This is a genomic window from Mesorhizobium sp. M7D.F.Ca.US.004.01.2.1 (assembly GCF_003997785.1).
In the GTDB taxonomy this organism is placed as follows: Bacteria; Pseudomonadota; Alphaproteobacteria; order Rhizobiales; family Rhizobiaceae; genus Mesorhizobium; species Mesorhizobium loti.
On sequence record NZ_RZRQ01000507.1, the window covers coordinates 1 to 3,042 of the forward strand.

The window sequence follows — 3,042 nt, forward strand, 5'->3', positions numbered from 1 at the left end:
GCGGCAAAGCTTCCCGACCGCATCTATACGCTGTGCGACTACCTCACGCCCAACGAGACGGAGACGGAGGAATTGACCGGGATGAAGGTCTCCTCGGTCGACGAGGCGCGCCTTGCCGCGGACAGTCTGCTGAAAAAGGGCGTCGGCACGGTCATCGTCACGCTGGGTGACAAGGGCGCGCTTTTGCACTCGAAGGAGCGCTCCGACCATGTACCTGCCGTCAGTGCGGGCGCCGTGGTCGAAACCACAGGGGCGGGCGATGCCTTCAATGGTGGTCTTGCCGCCGCGTTGTCGCGGGGCGTGGAGCCGTTGCAAGCCGTGCGCTTTGCTTGTGCCGTCGCCGGCATTTCGGTGACGCGACCAGGGACCGCGCCGTCGATGCCGACGCTGCAGGAGGTCGAGGCGCTGCTGGCGAGGGGGTGAGGTTAGGGCAGCGCATGGCAAAATTGTCAAAGAGCGCTTGGTGAGGTCGCGCACCGCCGGCTGGACCAAATTCGGTACGTGCTGGGTCGCGTTTGGCGCCACGAGAGGCGCGCGGTACCTTCCAGCACCGTCGACAAGGATCTTGAAACCCGAGTTGCAAAGCTGAAGGCCGAAGGTTGCGGCATCATTCGCCCTGAGAAGCTCTCAGGGGCCAGCCGAGCGGATATATTCAAGTTGGCGTGGGCATCCCCTGGCGATATTGACGGCGTGCCGACGGATTATGCGGCCCGCAACATCTACCGTTCCGTGAAAGCGCGAGCGAAGGAATCGAGCATCGGCCGTGCGAGATACTCGAAGAAAGTCCGGTCGTCGGTGCTGATGAACGCCTCGACCGGCATTCCAGGGTAAAGCTGCTCCGCTATCACGCCGGGCGGTAGGTCGGGGGCAATCTTCAGCTTGGCGCGGAAATAGGGTTCGTGCGTAGCCTCGTCGATAAGCCGGTCCGCGGAAACCTGTGTCACCGTGGCTGAAATCTCAGGGGTGAGCCGCATGTTCAACGCGGACAATCGCAGTTTTGCCGGCTGGCCCACACGAACCTGATCGATGTCCTTCGTCCGCAGCCGTGCATCGACGATCAGGCCCGATGCCGTGGGCAGGATCTCCATGATCTTCTGTCCGGGGGCAATCACGCTTCCCTTGGAATTATAGGTCGACGACACCACGATGCCCGCGGCCGGCGCCTTGATCGTTGTTCGCCTCAGCACCGCCTCGGCTGCCCGTATCTGTTCCTCTATGTCGGCCAGGTTGGTACGGACGTCGTCCAGCTTGGTCAGCGCTTCCTCCACGCGTTGCGTGGTCGCACGCTCGGTCTGCGCCTGCGCTTCGACGATCTGGGTGGCGGTCGCCGCAAGATCCGCCTCCAGCGCGCCGGTCTGCCCGACGAGATCGGCCTCGCTGCGCAAAAGCTGCGAATATTCGCTGCGATTGGTGAGGCCCTTGTCCAACAGGCTGGTCTTGATACCGAGCTCTTTCTTCACGATTTCGGCCTGTTGCTGGATGGCGAGTTTCTGGGCCTGCAATCCCACGACCGACTGGCGATGCATGGCAACCCGTTGCGTGAGGATCGATTGTTCCGATCGAAACCGAGCGAGCCTGGCGCTGAATTCCTTCTGCTGTTCTCGAACCAGAGTCTCGAAATCGTGCTGGAACGGTGCTGGCGCGGTCCCTGTGATTGGCGCGAGCCGGTCCAATCCGTCGCGTTCCGCCTCCAGGCGCGAGGCGCTCGCCTTGAGCGCGATCGACTGTCTCGTCAGCCGGTTGAACTCGGCCTGCGCGGCTGTTCGATCGAGCAGGATCAGATCCTGGGCCTGTTGCACGCGATCACCTTCATGGACCAGCAACTCCTGGATGATGCCGCCTTCGGGATGCTGAATGAGAATGTTTCCGCCCGCCGCCGAGATCGTGCCTTGCGTGATCACCGCGCCGGCCAAGGGCGCGCTGACGGCCCAATAGCCGAAGCAGCCCGCCAATAGTGCTATTGCGGCGTAGCCAGTGAAGGCCACCCGCCGGAGGTCGGTGCGTGGTCGGCCTTCCCAGGCCAAGCTCTGCGCCGCCATCCTCACGATCCAAAGCAGACGTTATGCGAGGTGCCGCGGATCGTCGTGGCGAACGACCCTGTCACCACCGTGTTGCGCTGTGGGGGAAGGCCCTTGCCGGCGGTCGACTGCCGCAACACGTCGCCGCTTGGACCGAAGGCTTCGACCACTCCACCGCGCAGAAGCATCACGCGGTCGCAGGCCGCGGCGATCGAAGGGCGGTGCGTTATCACGATTGCCGTAACGCCCGCCGCTTTGGCGGCGGAAAGCACCGCTTCGAGCGCCGCTTCGCCGCTGCCGTCGAGATGGGTACTGGGCTCGTCCATGACGAGAATGCGCGGATTGCCGTAGAAGGCGCGCGCCAGCCCGATCCGCTGGCGCTCGCCACCCGACAGCGTCGTGCTGGATAGACCGATGGCGGCCTGGTAGCCGTCGCGCTGCGACAGGATCAGCTCGTGCGCCTCGGCGCGCCTGGCGGCTTCGACGATCGCGGGGTCATCGGCATCGGGGTCGAAGCGGGCAACATTCTGCGCGATCGATCCGGGAAAAAGCTCCACTTCTTGCGCGAGGTAGCCGATGTGCTTTCCGAGCTGGTTTTCGTCCCAGGTCCTGAGGTCGGCACCGTCGATCCTGACCGAGCCACCGGTCGGCTGGAGCGCGCCGACAAGCAATTTCGCCAGCGTGGATTTGCCGGCGCCGCTCGGGCCGATGATTGCCACCGCCTCGCCGGCGCCGATCACAAAATTCAGCCGCTTGAGGATGGGTTCCGTGCCGAAGGAGGCATTCGGCGCGATGAAGAAAAGGTCCTGCGCGGTGATCGCGCCGGAGGGGTCCGGCAATGTCAGCTTCCGCGCTTCCGCCGGACGTGCCGCAAGCGCGGTCTCCAGCCGCTTCCACGAACGCCTGGCGTCGACGATCTGCCGCCAGGATCCGATCAGCTGGTCGAGTGGCTGCAGCGCGCGCGACGACACCAGCGAGGACGCGAAGATCATGCCGGCTGTCATCTGCCCCTGCAGCACCAGCC

General features: G+C 64.4%; 3 protein-coding genes. 1 reads left to right on the plus strand and 2 read right to left on the minus strand.

Going from position 1 to position 3,042, the window contains the following annotated elements; genetic code table 11:
• Positions 1–423 (plus strand): PfkB family carbohydrate kinase (locus EN993_RS33845; protein WP_206532465.1); only part of this gene is annotated, 423 nt, incomplete at its 5' end.
• Between the two features lie 296 nt (positions 424–719).
• Here the strand turns inward: EN993_RS33845 and EN993_RS33855 are convergent.
• Together EN993_RS33855 and EN993_RS33860 are read right to left on the minus strand one after the other, a co-directional pair.
• Positions 720–2,039 carry an HlyD family type I secretion periplasmic adaptor subunit gene (locus EN993_RS33855; protein WP_127266056.1) on the minus strand — a complete coding sequence of 440 codons (1,320 nt, stop codon included), beginning with the start codon at positions 2,037–2,039 and terminating at the stop codon, positions 720–722.
• Between the two features lie 2 nt (positions 2,040–2,041).
• Positions 2,042–3,042 (minus strand): ATP-binding cassette domain-containing protein (locus EN993_RS33860; protein WP_127266057.1); only part of this gene is annotated, 1,001 nt, incomplete at its 5' end.

Coding starts and splice junctions, on each gene's coding strand:
- EN993_RS33855 (WP_127266056.1), bottom strand. CDS start 2,039: ATGGCGGCGCAGAGCTTGGCCTGGGAAGGCCGACCACGCACCGACCTC.